Source organism: Bacillus sp. SH7-1 (genome assembly GCF_008042405.1).
Classification (GTDB): domain Bacteria; phylum Bacillota; class Bacilli; order Bacillales; family Bacillaceae_G; genus Bacillus_A; species Bacillus_A thuringiensis_N.
The window spans coordinates 252,756-268,887 of sequence record NZ_QNUD01000009.1 but is presented as its reverse complement, the minus strand read 5'-3'; the positions used below and the strand labels follow the sequence as shown (position 1 = coordinate 268,887).

Sequence of the window (16,132 nt, the reverse complement as noted above, 5' to 3'; positions counted from 1 at the left end):
GTGTAATGTTTTTGAATAATAGCGGGAAAAAATAATATTTTCGCAATTCTAAAAATAAGTTATGATAAGGATATATTAAGTATATTTGGAGGTGGAAATATGGCGAATGTAGTAGAGCCTACATTAACAGATGATTTAGTACAATCGTTACGTAAAGAGTGTATTGTTATGGTAGCAACAACAGATTTTGAAAAACAAGTTCCTAACGTAAGTGCTATTTCTTGGGTGTATGCAGTGAGTAAAACTAGTATTCGATTTGCAGTAGATCAACGTTCACGTATTGTGGAAAATATACGGCATAGTACAGGGGTGGTATTGACTATAATGGCGAATGATTCCGTATTTTCCATAAGTGGTGCAGGTGAAATTTTGACTGATAGAATGGAAGGCATTCCTCTAAAATTAACTGTAATAGAAGTAAATGTACAAGAAGTACGTGATGTTATGTTTTATGGTGCAAAACTTGCAACTGAACCAACATATGAAAAAACATATGATCTTCGGGCAGCAAAAAAGCTCGATAACCAAGTGTTAGTAGGAATGAAAGAATTATAAATGCGATAAATAAGAAAGCCAGTTAGTAACTTTTGTAATTAGTTATTGTGATTTTATGTTAATAATTATAATTAAAAGTAATATATTGAATAGAAATGAATAAAAAATAAATAAAAGGTTTAATGGCTATAAATTTCGATTCTACCTCGTTTATACGGTACATATAATTATAACAATGGTTCGTCCATATTTTCTGGATGAAACCCTTGTTCTACAAATTTAAAAGTGGAGTCAGGGGGTAACAGGTTGGATAAAATTTATGTGTTAGATACGAATGTACTTTTGCAGGATCCTTTATCTATTTTTTCATTTGAAACCAATGAAGTAGTGATTCCAGCAGTTGTATTAGAAGAGGTTGATTCGAAAAAACGTTATATGGATGAAGTAGGACGAAACGCTCGTTATGTATCTAAGTTAATAGACAAATTTCGTGAAATAGGAAAGCTGCATGAAAGTATTCCGCTAGAAAACGGCGGTACATTTCGTATTGAATTAAATCATCGTTCATTTGTTCAACTACAAGATATTTTTGTAGAAAAAACAAATGATAATCGAATTTTAGCTGTAGCAAAAAATCTATCTTTAGAAGAACAAGAAAAAGAGGACGGGAAGTCTGTTATTTTAGTAAGTAAAGACGTGCTCGTAAGGGTAAAAGCTGATGCGATTGGTTTGAAGGCGGAAGATTATTTAAGTGATCGTGTAATTGAAGTAGATAATATATATTCAGGATTTTTAGAAGGATATATATCAAAAGAGCAATTGGATTATTTTTATGAAAAAGGCGAATTGCCTTTATCCGAAATTGCAAATCATCCTTTTTATCCAAATCAATTTGTAGTAATGAAAGATGCATTAGGAGGATCTAGTTCAGCACTTGGCATTGTTGATCACTTAGGTAAGAAGGTAAAGAAACTTATTTTTCACAATGAACAAGTATGGGGAATACGACCACGAAATGTACAGCAAATTATGGGATTAGAATTGTTGCTTCGTGAAGATATTCCGCTAGTAACGTTAACGGGGAAAGCTGGTACAGGAAAAACATTACTCGCGTTGGCTTCGGGGCTCATGCAAACGGAAGATTTAGGGCTATATAAAAAACTACTCGTTGCAAGGCCAATTGTTCCAGTCGGAAAAGATATCGGTTATTTACCAGGAGAAAAAGAAGAAAAGTTAAGACCGTGGATGCAACCGATTTTTGATAATCTAGAGTATTTATTTAATACGAAAAAGCCCGGAGAGTTAGATGCTATTTTAGCTGGAATGGGCTCGATTGAAGTAGAAGCTCTTACCTATATACGCGGAAGAAGTATTCCAGATCAGTTCATTATAATTGACGAAGCACAAAATTTAACGAAACATGAAGTGAAAACGATATTAACAAGGGTAGGAGAAAAAAGTAAAATTGTATTAATGGGAGATCCTCAGCAAATCGATCATCCGTATTTGGATGAATATAATAACGGTTTAACATATGTTGTAGAGAAGTTTAAAGAGCAACGTATTAGTGGTCATGTAAAGTTTGTTAAAGGGGAGCGATCTAATTTAGCTCAACTAGCTGCAGATTTATTATAAAAAGGAGTGAGCTGAGGCTCACTCCTTTTTTCTGTCAGGTATACACTTTAAATAATTGTAAATTTACGGATGTTACGGATTGGATTTTGTCTATTAGATCCGTCATTGTAATATAAATGAACAGGTCCATCTTCTTTTAATGGTTTTCCTTCTTTTGAAAAACCAAGAATAGCATTTTTGACAGTTTCTAATGGAAGCGTTATTGTATGATCTACTGTTTCAATCTCGACTTGCGTAGCGTCATCTGAAATTTCGGCATTAGCAAGGAAGGGATGAAAGGGTATACCGAACGTTCCGGTAATTAGCTGTTCTTTTTTATATTTCTTTACACTTTGTTGTATCGGCGGGAAGGCAGCACCATCACGGATTTCGCGATCCCAATGTTCTGAAGTGTTTTTTAAATAAGCTTCTAGTTCTGAAGTGTTTTCTCTCGTTTCATCAAAGTAAGTTGTCAAATCTACTTTTCGATCATCAAAGATCCAAACGGTTGGATCGATAGTGATTGGAAAACGAACTTTTCCATTGATAAATAAAATTTCGCTCATTGTTGTTCCCCCATTTGTGTTATACTCCCACTTTTCAGTATAATAGTATTAGACACTATTGTCACAAAAAATGTTTCTATTGCAATTTATTAAAACTATCGCTAATATTAATAGATAGGAGAGAGTAGGACGGAAACGGAGGGAATCAATTTGGCGTCTGAGACAGTATCAAATCATCAGGAAAAGGCACTAGCCCTTCTACAAGCGGATGCGGAGAAGATTTTAAGACTTATTAAGGTGCAAATGGACCATCTTACAATGCCGCAATGTCCATTATATGAAGAAGTGTTAGACACGCAAATGTTTGGACTATCCCGCGAAGTCGATTTTGCAGTTCGCCTTGGTCTTATTGCAGAAGAACAAGGGAAAGCAATGCTAGGAGAGCTTGAACGTGAGTTATCTGCACTTCATGAAGCATTTACAAACAAACAACAATAACGGGTTCAAATAGGGGGGCTCAAACTGAAAAAGTTTGGGCTTTTTATTTGTATAATAAAGCAGGAAGAATCAATGTACATATGGAATACAACAATAATTAAATTGAAACAGAGAGAGGAAATGAAATGAAAAGAGTATGGAAATCAATGGATTATTCATTATTACTTCCTCTTGTTATCTTATGTGTGTTAGGAGTTATAATGGTATATAGTTCTAGTTCCATTGTCGCGATTTCGTCGAAAAATAACTGGCCAGCAGATCACTTTTTTAAAAAACAATTAGTTGCTCTTGCTATTGGAACGGTAATACTTGTGATTGTAGTTATAATTCCTTACAAATTGTGGAGGAAAAAAATAATTCTTGCAGCGATGGGGTTAGGAAGTATTGGTTTACTAACAGCAGCTTTCCTTTTCGGTAAGGTAATCAATGGTGCAAAAGGATGGATACTAGGTATACAGCCAGCTGAGTTTGTAAAAATAGCAGTTATTATTACGCTAGCAAGTTTTTTTGCTAAGAAACAAGAGAGGCAAACCCCTTTTTTTCAAGGGATAATACCTCCCTTATTTGTGGTCGGTGGATCGATGGTATTAATTTTATTACAAAATGACTTAGGGACTGACATATTAATAGGTGGAACAGTGTTAATTATGTTCTTCTGTTCAGGAGTTAATGTTAACTTGTGGATAAAAAGATTTTTATTAACATCTGTCGTGTGGATTCCAGCGTTGTATTTTATTGGAAACTATAAATTGAGTCAATACCAAAAAGCGCGATTTTCAGTTTTTCTTGATCCGTTTAACGATCCCCAAAATGATGGATTCCAATTAATTAATTCCTTTATTGGAATTGCCTCAGGTGGGTTAAATGGTAGAGGACTAGGAAATAGTATACAAAAGTATGGCTACTTACCAGAGCCGCAAACGGATTTTATTATGGCGATTATATCTGAAGAACTAGGTTTTATAGGTGTAGCTATCATTTTAATCTGTTTACTACTTATTATCATTCGTTCGTTTAGAGTGGCACAAAAATGTAAAGATCCATTTGGAAGTTTAATTGCAATCGGAATTGCAAGTTTAATTGGAATACAAACATTTGTTAATGTTGGTGGTATGTCTGGATTAATACCGCTTACAGGGGTACCTTTACCGTTTATTAGTTATGGTGGTAGTTCTTTATTGGCTAATCTAATTGCGATGGGTATATTATTAAATGTTGCTAGTCATGTAAAACGACAAGAGAAACAACAAAATGAGATAATGAAAGAAAGAGAACAAGATGGACCACGTCTTGTAGTTGTAAAATAAAAAACACATTGTGCTTTAGAGCGCGATGTGTTTTTTTTTAGAAATATTAAATGTGATACATTAATTAGTATTTATAATAAAAAATATATCACATTGAATCGAATGTGATATACAATTAAGTTGTTAGAAAAGGAAGAGGTATGCTATACTGTTTTTGTGAAACAAATTAATCAGAAAACTTATCATTTGTTAAAAAATAAGGTATGATGGATAAAAATAAAGTGAAGCTTTCTAAGTATAATATAATGTAGAAAGTGAAGAACTTCACGCTCTTTAGGGTGTGTATATATTTTATCTCTAGAGTGGTAGGAAAGTAGAGGGGGAAAATCATGACAAAGCTGCAACGTATTCAAAAAGTATTGGTAGCTAACCGTGGAGAGATTGCAATTCGTGTGTTTCGAGCTTGTTCGGAGCTTGGATTAAAAACAGTTGCAATCTATTCTAAAGAGGATAGTGGTTCTTATCATCGTTATAAAGCCGATGAGTCCTATTTAGTTGGGGAAGGGAAAAAGCCAATTGATGCTTATCTAGATATTGAGGGCATTATTGAGATTGCGAAAAGTAATCATGTAGATGCAATTCACCCTGGATATGGTTTCTTGTCAGAAAATATTCAATTCGCAAAACGTTGTGAAGAAGAAGGAATTATCTTTATCGGTCCAAAAAGTAAGCATTTAGATATGTTTGGAGATAAAGTGAAAGCAAGAACACAAGCGCAGCTAGCACAAATTCCAGTTATTCCTGGTAGTGATGGTCCAGTAGATTCGGTAGAAGAAGTTAAAGAATTTGCTGAAAAGTATGATTACCCGATTATAATTAAAGCTTCCCTTGGTGGTGGCGGCCGTGGTATGCGTATTGTACGTACTAGTGAAGAATTAAGAGAATCGTATAATCGAGCGAAGTCAGAAGCGAAAGCAGCCTTTGGTAATGATGAAGTATACGTTGAGAAATTCGTTGAAAAACCTAAACATATAGAAGTTCAAATTTTAGCAGATGAAGAGGGCAATGTTGTTCATTTATACGAGCGAGATTGTTCTGTACAACGTCGTCATCAAAAAGTTGTAGAAATAGCACCAAGTGTATCACTTTCAGATGATTTACGTCAACGTATTTGTGATGCTGCTGTGAAGTTAACGAAAAATGTAAACTATTTAAACGCAGGAACAGTTGAATTCCTTGTTAAAGATGATAATTTCTATTTTATTGAAGTAAATCCGCGTGTTCAAGTAGAACATACAATTACAGAAATGATTACAGGAGTAGACATCGTTCAATCACAAATTTTAATAGCTGATGGACATGCATTACATAGCAAATTGGTAGGCGTTCCAAAGCAAGAGGAAGTTGTTGTACATGGATTTGCAATACAATCTCGTGTAACGACTGAAGATCCACTAAATAATTTCATGCCGGATACTGGAAAAATTATGGCATATCGATCAGGTGGTGGCTTTGGGGTTCGTCTTGATACAGGTAATAGTTTCCAAGGTGCTGTTATTACACCGTACTATGATTCTTTACTTGTAAAAGTTACAACATGGGCGCTTACTTTTGAACAAGCTGCTGCAAAAATGGAACGTAACTTAAAAGAATTCCGTATTCGTGGTATTAAAACTAATATTCCGTTCCTAGAGAATGTAGTAAAACATAAAAACTTCTTATCAGGGGAATATGACACTTCATTTATTGATGCGTCACCTGAACTATTCTTGTTCCCGAAACGTAAAGACCGCGGAACGAAAATGTTAAATTACATTGGGACAGTAACAGTAAATGGATTCCCAGGAGTAGGGAAAAAAGAGAAACCAATTTTCCCGGATGCTCGTATACCGAATGTATTACACTCAGAGCCAATCCAAAACGGAACGAAACAAATTTTGGATGAGCGTGGAGCAGACGGATTAGTAAAATGGGTACAAGATCAAAAACGTGTACTTTTAACGGATACAACATTCCGTGATGCGCATCAGTCATTACTTGCAACGCGTATTCGTACAAAAGATTTACATCAAATTGCAGAGCCGACAGCGAGAATGTTACCGAATTTATTCTCAGCGGAAATGTGGGGCGGTGCAACGTTTGATGTTGCATATCGTTTCTTAAAAGAAGATCCATGGGAACGATTACTAGATCTTCGTGAAAAAATGCCAAACGTTTTATTCCAAATGTTACTTCGCTCTTCAAACGCAGTAGGTTACAAAAACTATCCGGATAATTTAATTCAAAAGTTTGTGGAATGTTCTGCGCAAGCTGGAATTGACGTGTTCCGTATTTTTGATAGCTTAAACTGGGTAGAAGGTATGAGAGTTGCAATTGATGCTGTACGAGATACTGGTAAAATTGCAGAAGCAACAATGTGCTATACAGGAGATATTCATGATCCGTTACGTAGTAAATATGATTTAAATTACTATAAAAACTTAGCAAAAGAGTTAGAAGCATCAGGGGCTCACATTTTAGGTATTAAAGATATGGCGGGGTTATTAAAACCAAATGCAGCATATGATCTGGTTTCAGCATTAAAAGAGACGGTATCGATTCCGATTCACCTGCACACACACGATACGAGTGGCAATGGTATATTAACGTATACGAAGGCAATTGAAGCAGGTGTTGACATTGTCGATGTAGCGGTAAGTTCTATGGCTGGTCAAACGTCACAACCAAGTGCGAACACGCTATACTATGCGTTAGGCGGAAATGAAAGACAGCCAGACGTTAATATAGAATCATTAGAAAAATTATCTCATTACTGGGAAGATGTACGTAAATACTACGCACCGTTTGAAAGTGGTATGAATGCTCCTCATACAGAGGTATATATGCACGAAATGCCAGGCGGACAGTATAGTAATTTACAACAACAAGCGAAAGCGGTTGGTTTAGGAGATCGCTTCGATGAAGTGAAAGTAATGTACCGCCGTGTGAATGACATGTTTGGCGATATTGTTAAAGTAACGCCATCATCTAAAGTTGTCGGTGATATGGCATTATTTATGGTTCAAAATCACTTAACAGAACAAGATGTTTTAGAGCGTGGGCATTCTATGGACTTCCCAGGGTCTGTCGTTGAAATGTTCTCAGGAGATTTAGGACAACCATACGGTGGCTTCCCGAAAAAGTTACAAGAAATTATTTTAAAAGGGAAAGAACCATTAACAGTAAGACCGGGTGAATTATTAGAGCCAGTAGATTTCGACGCGTTAAAAGAAGAGCTATTCCATAAACTTGGACGCGAAGTGACGATTTTTGATGTCGTTGCATATGCATTATATCCAAAAGTATTTATGGATTACGAAAAAGTTGCTGAGCTTTATGGAAGTGTATCTGTGCTTGATACACCGACATTCTTCTACGGTATGAGACTTGGTGAAGAAATCAATGTGGAAATCGAACAAGGTAAAACATTGATGGTTAAACTAGTATCAATCGGAGAGCCTCAACCAGATGGAAATCGTGTTCTTTACTTGGAGTTTAACGGACAACCACGTGAGATTGTTGTGAAAGACGAAAGTGTGAAAGCAACAGTGGCACAACGTGTGAAAGGAAACCGTGAAAATCCAAACCACATTAGTGCAACAATGCCAGGAACGGTAATTAAAGTAGTTGTAAAAGAAGGCGATGAAGTGAAAAAAGGCGATTCTATGGCAATTACAGAAGCGATGAAAATGGAAACGACAGTTCAAGCGCCGTTCAATGGTAAAGTGAAAAAAGTATATGTTAACGATGGAGATGCAATTCAAACGGGTGATTTACTCATTGAATTAGATCACTAAAATAGAAAAGAGCTGTGTACATGCAGCTCTTTTTCTTTATCGCAAAAAATACCTTGCCAATTTGGCAAGGTATTTTAATGTGAATTTATTTTGTTTGTTTAGAAGTTGATTCAGCTTCTTTTGCATTCACTTTACTTCTTGTACCTAACATAACTAAATAGCATAGTACAGCAAACAAGCAAGAAATGAATAGTGAATGTAATAATGCCATTGCTAAACTAGCATTTGTAAATACGACTAAAATTCCTACGATAGCTTGAAGTGTAACAAGGATAAATGAAATGATCCATCCCCAGTATACGACAGGTTGCTGCTTGTAATGACGTATAGCGAGAATCATCGCGTATAGTATCCAAGCGAAAATTAACATTGCTGCAACTCTATGTCCCATTTGAACCCATTCATGGAGTTGAGTTGGCATAGGTCTATTTTTGCTACATAAAGGGAAGTCTGGACAGGCTAAGCTAGCTCGTTCGTGACGTACTAAAGCTCCTGTGTAGACAACGAGATAACAGTAAATTGTTACACCATAAATATGAAATTTCATTTTTTTGTCCATAATAAGTGAACGTGCATCAAATTTTTGGTCAATTTCAAAGATAAGACACGTTAATAAAATAACAGAAGCAAATGAAATTAAGGAAATACCGAAATGGATAGCAAGTACAGCTGGCATTTGTCCCCAAACAACTGCTGCAGCCCCCATTAATGCTTGTGCAACTAAAAATACGAAGGATAAAATTGCTAACGTTTTTGTTTCGCGCACATGTTTATAATATTTCCAGGACAAAATACAAAGGAGAGTGACAAGAATTCCTGCGGATCCTGATGTAAGGCGGTGACTCAGTTCAATAATAGTTTCCATTGATAAATTAGATGGAACAAATTCACCGTTACAAAGCGGCCATGATTTACCGCAGCCTTGGCCAGAACCCGTTTTTGTAACTAAGGCGCCTCCTAATAAAACTATTAATAAATCAAGACTCGTAATGACTGCTAACCATTTAATAAAGCGTTGCAATCTCGTTCACCATCTTTCTGCTATGAAGTTATTGCGAAATATTTTCATTCCATTATGTATAGAATAAAACGCGCTAGTTCCTATGATATATAAAAAATAATAAAATAGCAAAGAAATGGCGGGGGAAGACAGGGGAGAGAAAATGGGTGTAGAAATAGGATGTATAAGGAAAAATTTAGGGAGAAAATAGGCGATTTTGAAAAGAAATGGGGAGAATACGTGTTAAATATGACAAAAAAGTTTATGATAGAAGGTAACATCATGTTATGATAAGGACAAGTAAGAATTAAGTTTTTTATGTTCGACACAAAAAGTTCATGTTTTCTTCACAAAATGTTCGGGAAATGTGATTTAATATATTGGAGTATGGGCGTAGATTAGTAGTAGAATGGGTTAACAATGTTTCTACTGTAATAATATTGCTATATAGAAGCGAAATATTTCATTTGAAATAGGCGCAAAAAGAAAGATGAAAGTTTTAAGAGGGGGTTAAAGTGATGAACCATGCAACAAGTGAGCTGCATGATGAGTCTGCTGTTACAAGTGTACCGGAAACAACTCGGTTACAAGATTTAAAAGCACTCGTTAAAATGGGGATTGTAAACTCAAATACACTTACTGTATTTACAGGATTTTGGTTGGCATTACACTTTAATGGATTAAGTGTGATGGACAATCTGGATAAGTTATTTTTTACAATCGTTGGTTCTGGATTAGTTATGGCAGGGGTATGTTGTTTAAACAACTACATTGATCGAGACATCGATCCATTAATGGAAAGAACAAAGACCCGTCCAACGGTTACTGGAAAGTATAAACCAGGATTTGCACTTACATTTGGATTAGTTATATTACTTCTTGGATTTGTATTTTTATTATTAACAACACCAATGGCAGTGTTAATGGGGTTTATTGGTGCTTTCACATATGTTGTTCTATATAGTTTATGGACAAAGAGAAAGTATACACTAAATACTGTTGTAGGTAGTATCTCTGGTGCAGTTCCACCTTTAATTGGATGGGCAGCAATCGATCCATCTTTAGGCCATCCAATTGCTTGGATGTTATTTTTGATTATGTTTATTTGGCAAATCCCACATTTCCTTGCATTAGCAATGAAACGTGTTGATGAATATCGAAATGCAGGAATCCCAATGCTTCCTGTAGTTCATGGATTTGAAATTACGAAACGCCAAATTATGATTTGGACAGTATGTTTATTGCCACTACCATTTTATATGAGTGGACTAGGGATAACATTTATGGTAATTGCAACTTTGCTTAACATCGGATGGATCATTTTAGGATTTTATGGCTTCCGTAAGAAAGATGACATCAAATGGTCCGTACAAATGTTTGTTTATTCCCTAAATTATTTAACAATCTTATTTGTATCAATGATTGTAGTTACATTCTTCTAAGACAACGACATAATTGGATTTCTTTACGTTGAGATTTACTTTACTTAACTATAAAGTACAATCTAATTCACAAGGAAAGTGGGGGTTGTTTGTATGAAGAAACAGTGGCGACTGCTTTCGTTCGTTTCACTGCTGGCTTTACTGTTAGGGGGATGCGGTAAAGCCTTTCAATCTACTTTAATTCCGCAAGGAGAAGTAGCAAAAATGCAATATGATTTGCTCTTACTCGCAACTGCGATTATGGTAGGAGTAGTACTAGTAGTTACTATTATTTTCTTATATGTAATTGTGCGTTTCCGACAAAAGAAGGGTCAGGAAGATTATATTCCGGAGCAAGTTGAAGGGAATCACAAACTAGAAATTATATGGACAGTTATTCCGATTATTCTTTTGTTAATCTTAGCTGTTCCGACGGTTACATATACATTCAAACTTGCTGATGTAAGTGCGATGGAGAAAAAGAATATTGATAAAGATACTATCGTTGTTGATGTAACAGCGAATCTTTATTGGTGGGAATTTTCTTATAAATCAGAAAAAATAGTAACTTCTCAAGATTTAGTCATCCCCACAGGTAAGAAAGTGTATTTGAATTTGAAGGGTGCCGATATTAAACATTCATTTTGGGTTCCATCTTTAGCTGGGAAAATGGATACAAATACAGATAATGTGAACAAAATGTGGTTAAAAGCAGACAAATCGGGCACTTATAATGGTTTTTGTACAGAATTTTGCGGCCCATCACATTCTTTAATGCAATTCAAAGTGAAAGCTTTAGATGAAAGCGAGTACAAAAAGTGGCTTGCTGATATGAAGAAGATTGATGGGAAGAAAGAAGTAGCTTCAACAAAGGCGCAAGAGGGCCAAGAAATATTTAATAAAAGCTGTATTGGTTGTCACGCAGTTGGATCTAATGATAGTAGACCACCTTCCGCTCGTATCGCACCAAACTTAGCAAACTTTGCGGATCGCGATATGGTTGCCGGTATTGCCGAAAACAATGAAGAAAACTTAAAAAAATGGCTGAAAGATCCTGAAAATATGAAACCAGGAAATAAAATGACTGGTAAATATGGCAACTTAACGGATGATCAAATTGATGCATTAAATGCATACTTACAAACGTTAAAAGTTGAAAAGTAAAGAGGGATTATTCGCGAAGGGGAGGTTGAAAACGTGAGTTCTGTAGCAAAAAAACAGGGGATGGGTGCTGTCATATGGGATTATTTAACGACAGTAGACCATAAAAAGATTGCCATTCTCTATTTAATTGCAGGTGGATTGTTTTTTGTAATAGGCGGAATAGAAGCTCTATTTATTCGCCTTCAATTAGCGATTCCTAACAACGCTTTTCTTGTTGGGGATGCTTATAATCAAGTATTAACGATGCACGGTACAACAATGATTTTCCTCGCAGCTATGCCACTCGTGTTTGCATTTATGAACGCCGCTGTACCACTTCAAATTGGTGCACGTGATGTAGCGTTCCCGTTTTTGAATTCACTCGGATTTTGGTTGTTTTTCTTTGGTGGAGTATTTTTAAATTTAAGTTGGTTTTTAGGTGGAGCACCTGATGCAGGATGGACATCTTATGCATCTTTAGCTTTAGCCTCTAAAGGCCATGGTGTTGATTTTTATGTACTCGGCTTGCAAATCTCCGGTATTGGTACATTAATTGGAGGTATTAACTTTCTTGTAACCATTATTAATATGCGTGCGCCAGGAATGACGTATATGCGTATGCCGATGTTTACATGGACGACATTTGTAACATCTTCGTTAATATTATTCGCTTTTCCGCCGTTAACTGTAGGATTAGGACTTTTGATGTTAGATCGTTTATTTGGAACAAGTTTCTTTAATCCAGCATTGGGCGGGAATACAATTATATGGGAGCATTTATTCTGGATTTTCGGTCATCCAGAAGTATACATTCTTATACTCCCAGCTTTCGGAATATTCTCAGAAATCTTCGCTACATTTTCGAAAAAACGATTATTTGGTTATTCGTCGATGGTGTTTGCGACAGTATTAATTGGATTCTTAGGATTTATGGTATGGGCGCATCATATGTTTACTGTTGGGCTTGGTCCAGTTGCAAATGCTATTTTCTCAGTTGCAACAATGGCAATTGCGGTTCCGACCGGTATTAAAATATTCAACTGGCTCTTTACGATGTGGGGCGGAAGTATTCGTTTTACGACACCGATGATGTGGGCAGTAGCTTTCATTCCATCATTCGTAATGGGCGGAGTTACAGGTGTAATGCTAGCATCTGCACCAGCTGATTATCAATTTCATGATAACTATTTCGTAGTAGCGCACTTTCATTATGTAATCGTTGGCGGTGTTGTATTTGGTTTACTTGCAGGGGCTCATTATTATTGGCCACTCATGTTTAATAAAGTATTGAATGAAACGTTAGGGAAGATAACGTTTTGGCTATTCTTTATCGGTTTCCATTTAACGTTCTTTATTCAGCATTTCCTAGGGTTAATTGGTATGCCGCGTCGTTACTACACATATCTTGAAGGGCAAGGATTGGAGATGGGGAATATGATTAGTTCTATTGGAGCGGTGTTTATGGCTCTTGGAACGATTGTTCTTCTATTCAATGTAATTAAAACAACGGTATCAAAAGAAAAGGCTGGTCGTGATCCATGGGATGCACGTACATTAGAATGGACAATGCCAGCACCTACACCGGAATATAACTTTAAACAATTACCATTTGTTCGCGGATTAGATCCGTTTTGGATTGAAAAACGTGAAGGGAATAAAGAGATGACAGCGGCGGAACCAGTTGGTGATATTCATATGCCAAATCCATCATTTTCACCATTTATCATTTCGTTAGGGTTGTTTATAGCGGCATTTGGTGCAATGTATATGCAGGGTGGAAAAGATAAGTTTTGGTTATTAGTAGCAATTATTGGTTTAATCATTACATTTGGCACAATGTTCCTACGTTCAGTAATAGATGATCATGGATATCATATTCATAAGGAAGATTTAGAAGATAAGGGGGGCAAGGCATAATGCATGTAGATGAAAAATTAACGAATGAAACATTTCCAGCAGAGCCTGAAAAAGCAACCCTTGAGGGGAAAAATAAGTTTGTCGGTTTTTGGTTATTTCTTGGAGGCGAAACAGTATTGTTCGCTTCCTTGTTTGGCACATATTTAGCGTTGAAGAATTCTACAAATGGTGGACCGACATCTCAAGAGATGTTTCAAATGCCACTCGTTTTCATTATGACGATGCTTTTATTAACGAGTAGCTTAACGAGCGTATATGCGATGTATCATATGAAAAACTTTAACTTTAAAAAAATGCAACTTTGGCTACTAGTCACAGTGTTGCTAGGTTTAGGATTCTTAGGGTTTGAGATATATGAGTTTTATCATTATACGCATGAATTTAAGCATACTATGAGAAGTAGTGCGTTTGGTTCCGCGTTTTATGCTCTTGTTGGTACACATGGACTCCACGTATTGTTTGGGTTGTGTTGGATTTTAACATTAATCTTTAGAAATGCGAAGAGGGGTCTAAATTTATACAATGCACCGAAGTTTTATGTTGCATCGATTTATTGGCACTTTATTGACGTAGTTTGGGTGTTTATTTTCACTGTAGTATATTTAATGGGAATGGTGGGATAAACAAATGGCGATAAAGCAAACAAATAATCCTAAAGTTGATCTTGTTTATCGGAAGAGGAAAAGTGCAGAGGAAATGAAGCATCAAGTTATTACATTTGCATTAATGATTTTTTTAACATTAGTTGCATTTGTAGCAGTAGCATATCCGAAAACGTTTAGTCCGACTTTCTCAGTACCATTTATTTTACTATTAGCAGTGGTACAAGTAATTTTTCAATTGTATTATTTTATGCATATGAGTCATAGAGGACATGAAGCGGCAAGTTTCTTTCTTTATTCTGGTCTGTTAATCGGGTTAATTACAATTTTAGCTTTTATGACAATAGTATGGATTTGAAAAGTGAAGAGGGAGCTTGTGTTGTCACAGCTCCCTCTTCATATTATGTGAAAGGATAACCTTAAGAAGGTAGGTGTGACAATGAGTAACTTGTGGATATTTGGTTTTCAAGCTCTATGGAGTCCAATCTTTTTATTATTTATGCTTTCGATCCTTATTGGGTACTTTTTAATTATTGGGCCATATAGAATGCGATTTGAACATGCGACAAAGGTAAGTAAGAAGCAAGTTTTCTATTTTACGACCGGGATTGTTCTTTTGTATTTTGTAAAGGGAGGGCCTATTGATTTAATTGGTCATATTATATTTAGTGCACATATGTTTGAAATGGCAGTTATGTATATTGCAGTTCCGCCGTTATTGTTGCTTGGTATACCAGTTTGGTTATATCGTTATATTACTTCCTTTAAGTTCGTTCAAATTATATTAAAGGTATTTGCTAAGCCACTTATTGCATTGTTTGTATTTAATGGCCTGTTTTCTTTTTATCATTTACCAGTTGTTTTTGATACAGTAAAACAAAGTCAAATTGCTCATCCTATTTGTCTAGCTATATTGTTCTTTACGGCGATCATGATGTGGTGGCCGATGCTAAATCCATTACCAGAATATCAAACGTTAAGTGATATAAAGAAACTTGGTTATATGTTTGCTAATGGTATATTATTAACGCCAGCTTGCGCGTTAATCATTTTTGCGACTGCACCGCTGTTTGCAACATATACGGATCCGGCTGCTTGGATGAAGGCGATGGAATTATGTGTACCAGCAGGAACTTTATCAGATTTAAATATAACTGGACCAGAATTTTTACACTGGATGCCAGTCGTACAAGATCAACAAACAGGCGGCATTATCATGAAAATTGTCCAGGAAATAGTGTATGGTACAATTATCGGCTATGTATTCTTTCGATGGGCACGTCGAGAGCGTGAAAAGGATAAAGAGCAGTTGCAGAAATTACCGCCGTATTTACAAACGAAATAAAAGTGAGTGCATCATATTGATGCACTCACTTTTATTTTATTCAATGATTTCGAATTCTTTTAACTCTTTTTCGATATTTTGTAGGAGCTGTTCACTTTTTTGAAGTACATTCGTTGGGAAAGTTTCGCCATCACCATATTCAACGCCGTGAGGATAATAATGTTTACCTAACAAGGGAGGAAGTAGCTTTATTTCAGCGTGTCTACTACCAATGTCACCTTCAACAGCTAAACCTTGTACACGCAAATAATAAACATCATTTAATATTTCAAATTTATAATCGTATGTAACTCGTTCATAATCCCACTGTCCAGCAAGTACAAAATGGTTCTTTTCCATAATCTCTGTTAATAGTGTTAAATCAACGACTGCCCCATTAAATTTCGTATTTGTAAATTGCATATAATACCTCCTCTTTTAATGTTACATCATTATTTTTATAATAGTATGAATAATAAGAAAGTGCAATTCATATTGAGAGAAAAGGGATAATCCAGACTTTTTTTGC

14 protein-coding genes are annotated in these 16,132 nt (G+C 35.8%); 11 read left to right on the top strand and 3 right to left on the bottom strand.

Going from position 1 to position 16,132, the window contains the following annotated elements:
- Positions 1 to 99 precede the first annotated feature (99 nt).
- Both DN390_RS10285 and DN390_RS10280 read left to right on the top strand, forming a co-directional pair.
- On the top strand, positions 100 to 555 hold the full coding sequence (locus DN390_RS10285; protein ID WP_097950716.1) for a pyridoxamine 5'-phosphate oxidase family protein: 456 nt from the start codon (positions 100 to 102) through the stop codon (positions 553 to 555).
- Positions 556 to 801: 246 nt separating this feature from the next.
- Complete coding sequence (locus DN390_RS10280; protein ID WP_000358079.1) at positions 802 to 2,130, top strand: PhoH family protein; 1,329 nt, start codon at positions 802 to 804, stop codon at positions 2,128 to 2,130.
- Positions 2,131 to 2,177: 47 nt separating this feature from the next.
- On the opposite strand, the gene DN390_RS10275 is transcribed toward DN390_RS10280, so the two are convergent.
- Entirely contained in the window at positions 2,178 to 2,675 is a 498-nt protein-coding gene (locus tag DN390_RS10275; protein WP_097950717.1) for a molybdopterin-binding protein, read from the bottom strand.
- A gap of 150 nt (positions 2,676 to 2,825) precedes the next feature.
- Between DN390_RS10275 and DN390_RS10270 the strand changes: the two genes are divergently transcribed.
- The 3 genes from DN390_RS10270 to pyc all read left to right on the top strand — a co-directional run bounded on the left by DN390_RS10270 (position 2,826) and on the right by pyc (position 8,196).
- Entirely contained in the window at positions 2,826 to 3,113 is a 288-nt protein-coding gene (locus DN390_RS10270) for an Fpa/YlaN family protein (RefSeq protein WP_000135695.1), read from the top strand.
- A 125-nt stretch (positions 3,114 to 3,238) separates the two neighbouring features.
- Positions 3,239 to 4,420: a putative lipid II flippase FtsW gene (gene ftsW, locus DN390_RS10265; RefSeq protein ID WP_097950718.1), complete on the top strand. Its 1,182-nt coding sequence runs from the start codon at positions 3,239 to 3,241 to the stop codon at positions 4,418 to 4,420.
- Between the two features lie 329 nt (positions 4,421 to 4,749).
- A complete protein-coding gene (gene pyc / locus DN390_RS10255; RefSeq protein WP_097950719.1) occupies positions 4,750 to 8,196 on the top strand; it encodes a pyruvate carboxylase in 3,447 nt (1,148 codons plus the stop codon).
- 85 nt (positions 8,197 to 8,281) lie between these two features.
- Here the strand turns inward: pyc and ctaA are convergent, their stop codons facing one another.
- Complete coding sequence (gene ctaA / locus DN390_RS10250) at positions 8,282 to 9,217, bottom strand: heme A synthase (RefSeq protein ID WP_098264586.1); 936 nt, start codon at positions 9,215 to 9,217, stop codon at positions 8,282 to 8,284.
- A 497-nt stretch (positions 9,218 to 9,714) separates the two neighbouring features.
- Between ctaA and ctaB the strand changes: the two genes are divergently transcribed.
- The 6 genes from ctaB to ctaG all read left to right on the top strand — a co-directional run bounded on the left by ctaB (position 9,715) and on the right by ctaG (position 15,624).
- The gene (gene ctaB, locus DN390_RS10245; protein ID WP_060632060.1) at positions 9,715 to 10,638 is read left to right on the top strand and encodes a protoheme IX farnesyltransferase; all 924 of its coding nucleotides are present in this window, start codon (positions 9,715 to 9,717) and stop codon (positions 10,636 to 10,638) included.
- Between the two features lie 93 nt (positions 10,639 to 10,731).
- Positions 10,732 to 11,781, top strand: coding sequence for a cytochrome c oxidase subunit II (coxB, locus tag DN390_RS10240; RefSeq protein ID WP_000745278.1), 1,050 nt, complete (start codon positions 10,732 to 10,734; stop codon positions 11,779 to 11,781).
- 60 nt (positions 11,782 to 11,841) lie between these two features.
- Positions 11,842 to 13,677, top strand: coding sequence for a cytochrome c oxidase subunit I (gene ctaD, locus DN390_RS10235; RefSeq protein WP_170955056.1), 1,836 nt, complete (start codon positions 11,842 to 11,844; stop codon positions 13,675 to 13,677).
- Positions 13,677 to 14,300 carry a cytochrome c oxidase subunit III gene (gene ctaE / locus DN390_RS10230; RefSeq protein ID WP_000557861.1) on the top strand — a complete coding sequence of 208 codons (624 nt, stop codon included), beginning with the start codon at positions 13,677 to 13,679 and terminating at the stop codon, positions 14,298 to 14,300. The genes ctaD and ctaE overlap by 1 nt, the downstream gene beginning before the upstream one ends.
- Positions 14,301 to 14,304: 4 nt before the next feature.
- Positions 14,305 to 14,637, top strand: a complete 333-nt coding sequence (ctaF, locus tag DN390_RS10225; RefSeq protein WP_060632059.1) for a cytochrome c oxidase subunit IVB — start codon at positions 14,305 to 14,307, stop codon at positions 14,635 to 14,637.
- A gap of 81 nt (positions 14,638 to 14,718) precedes the next feature.
- Positions 14,719 to 15,624 carry a cytochrome c oxidase assembly factor CtaG gene (ctaG, locus tag DN390_RS10220; RefSeq protein WP_060632058.1) on the top strand — a complete coding sequence of 302 codons (906 nt, stop codon included), beginning with the start codon at positions 14,719 to 14,721 and terminating at the stop codon, positions 15,622 to 15,624.
- Positions 15,625 to 15,660: 36 nt separating this feature from the next.
- Here the strand turns inward: ctaG and DN390_RS10215 are convergent, their stop codons facing one another.
- The gene (locus DN390_RS10215) at positions 15,661 to 16,026 is read right to left on the bottom strand and encodes a YugN family protein (protein WP_060632057.1); all 366 of its coding nucleotides are present in this window, start codon (positions 16,024 to 16,026) and stop codon (positions 15,661 to 15,663) included.
- Positions 16,027 to 16,132: the final 106 nt, after the last annotated feature.

Coding starts and splice junctions, on each gene's coding strand:
- ctaF (WP_060632059.1), top strand. CDS start 14,305: ATGGCGATAAAGCAAACAAATAATCCTAAAGTTGATCTTGTTTATCGG.
- DN390_RS10215 (WP_060632057.1), bottom strand. CDS start 16,026: ATGCAATTTACAAATACGAAATTTAATGGGGCAGTCGTTGATTTAACA.
- ctaG (WP_060632058.1), top strand. CDS start 14,719: ATGAGTAACTTGTGGATATTTGGTTTTCAAGCTCTATGGAGTCCAATC.
- ctaE (WP_000557861.1), top strand. CDS start 13,677: ATGCATGTAGATGAAAAATTAACGAATGAAACATTTCCAGCAGAGCCT.
- ctaB (WP_060632060.1), top strand. CDS start 9,715: ATGAACCATGCAACAAGTGAGCTGCATGATGAGTCTGCTGTTACAAGT.
- coxB (WP_000745278.1), top strand. CDS start 10,732: ATGAAGAAACAGTGGCGACTGCTTTCGTTCGTTTCACTGCTGGCTTTA.
- pyc (WP_097950719.1), top strand. CDS start 4,750: ATGACAAAGCTGCAACGTATTCAAAAAGTATTGGTAGCTAACCGTGGA.
- DN390_RS10275 (WP_097950717.1), bottom strand. CDS start 2,675: ATGAGCGAAATTTTATTTATCAATGGAAAAGTTCGTTTTCCAATCACT.
- ctaD (WP_170955056.1), top strand. CDS start 11,842: ATGGGTGCTGTCATATGGGATTATTTAACGACAGTAGACCATAAAAAG.
- DN390_RS10285 (WP_097950716.1), top strand. CDS start 100: ATGGCGAATGTAGTAGAGCCTACATTAACAGATGATTTAGTACAATCG.
- ftsW (WP_097950718.1), top strand. CDS start 3,239: ATGAAAAGAGTATGGAAATCAATGGATTATTCATTATTACTTCCTCTT.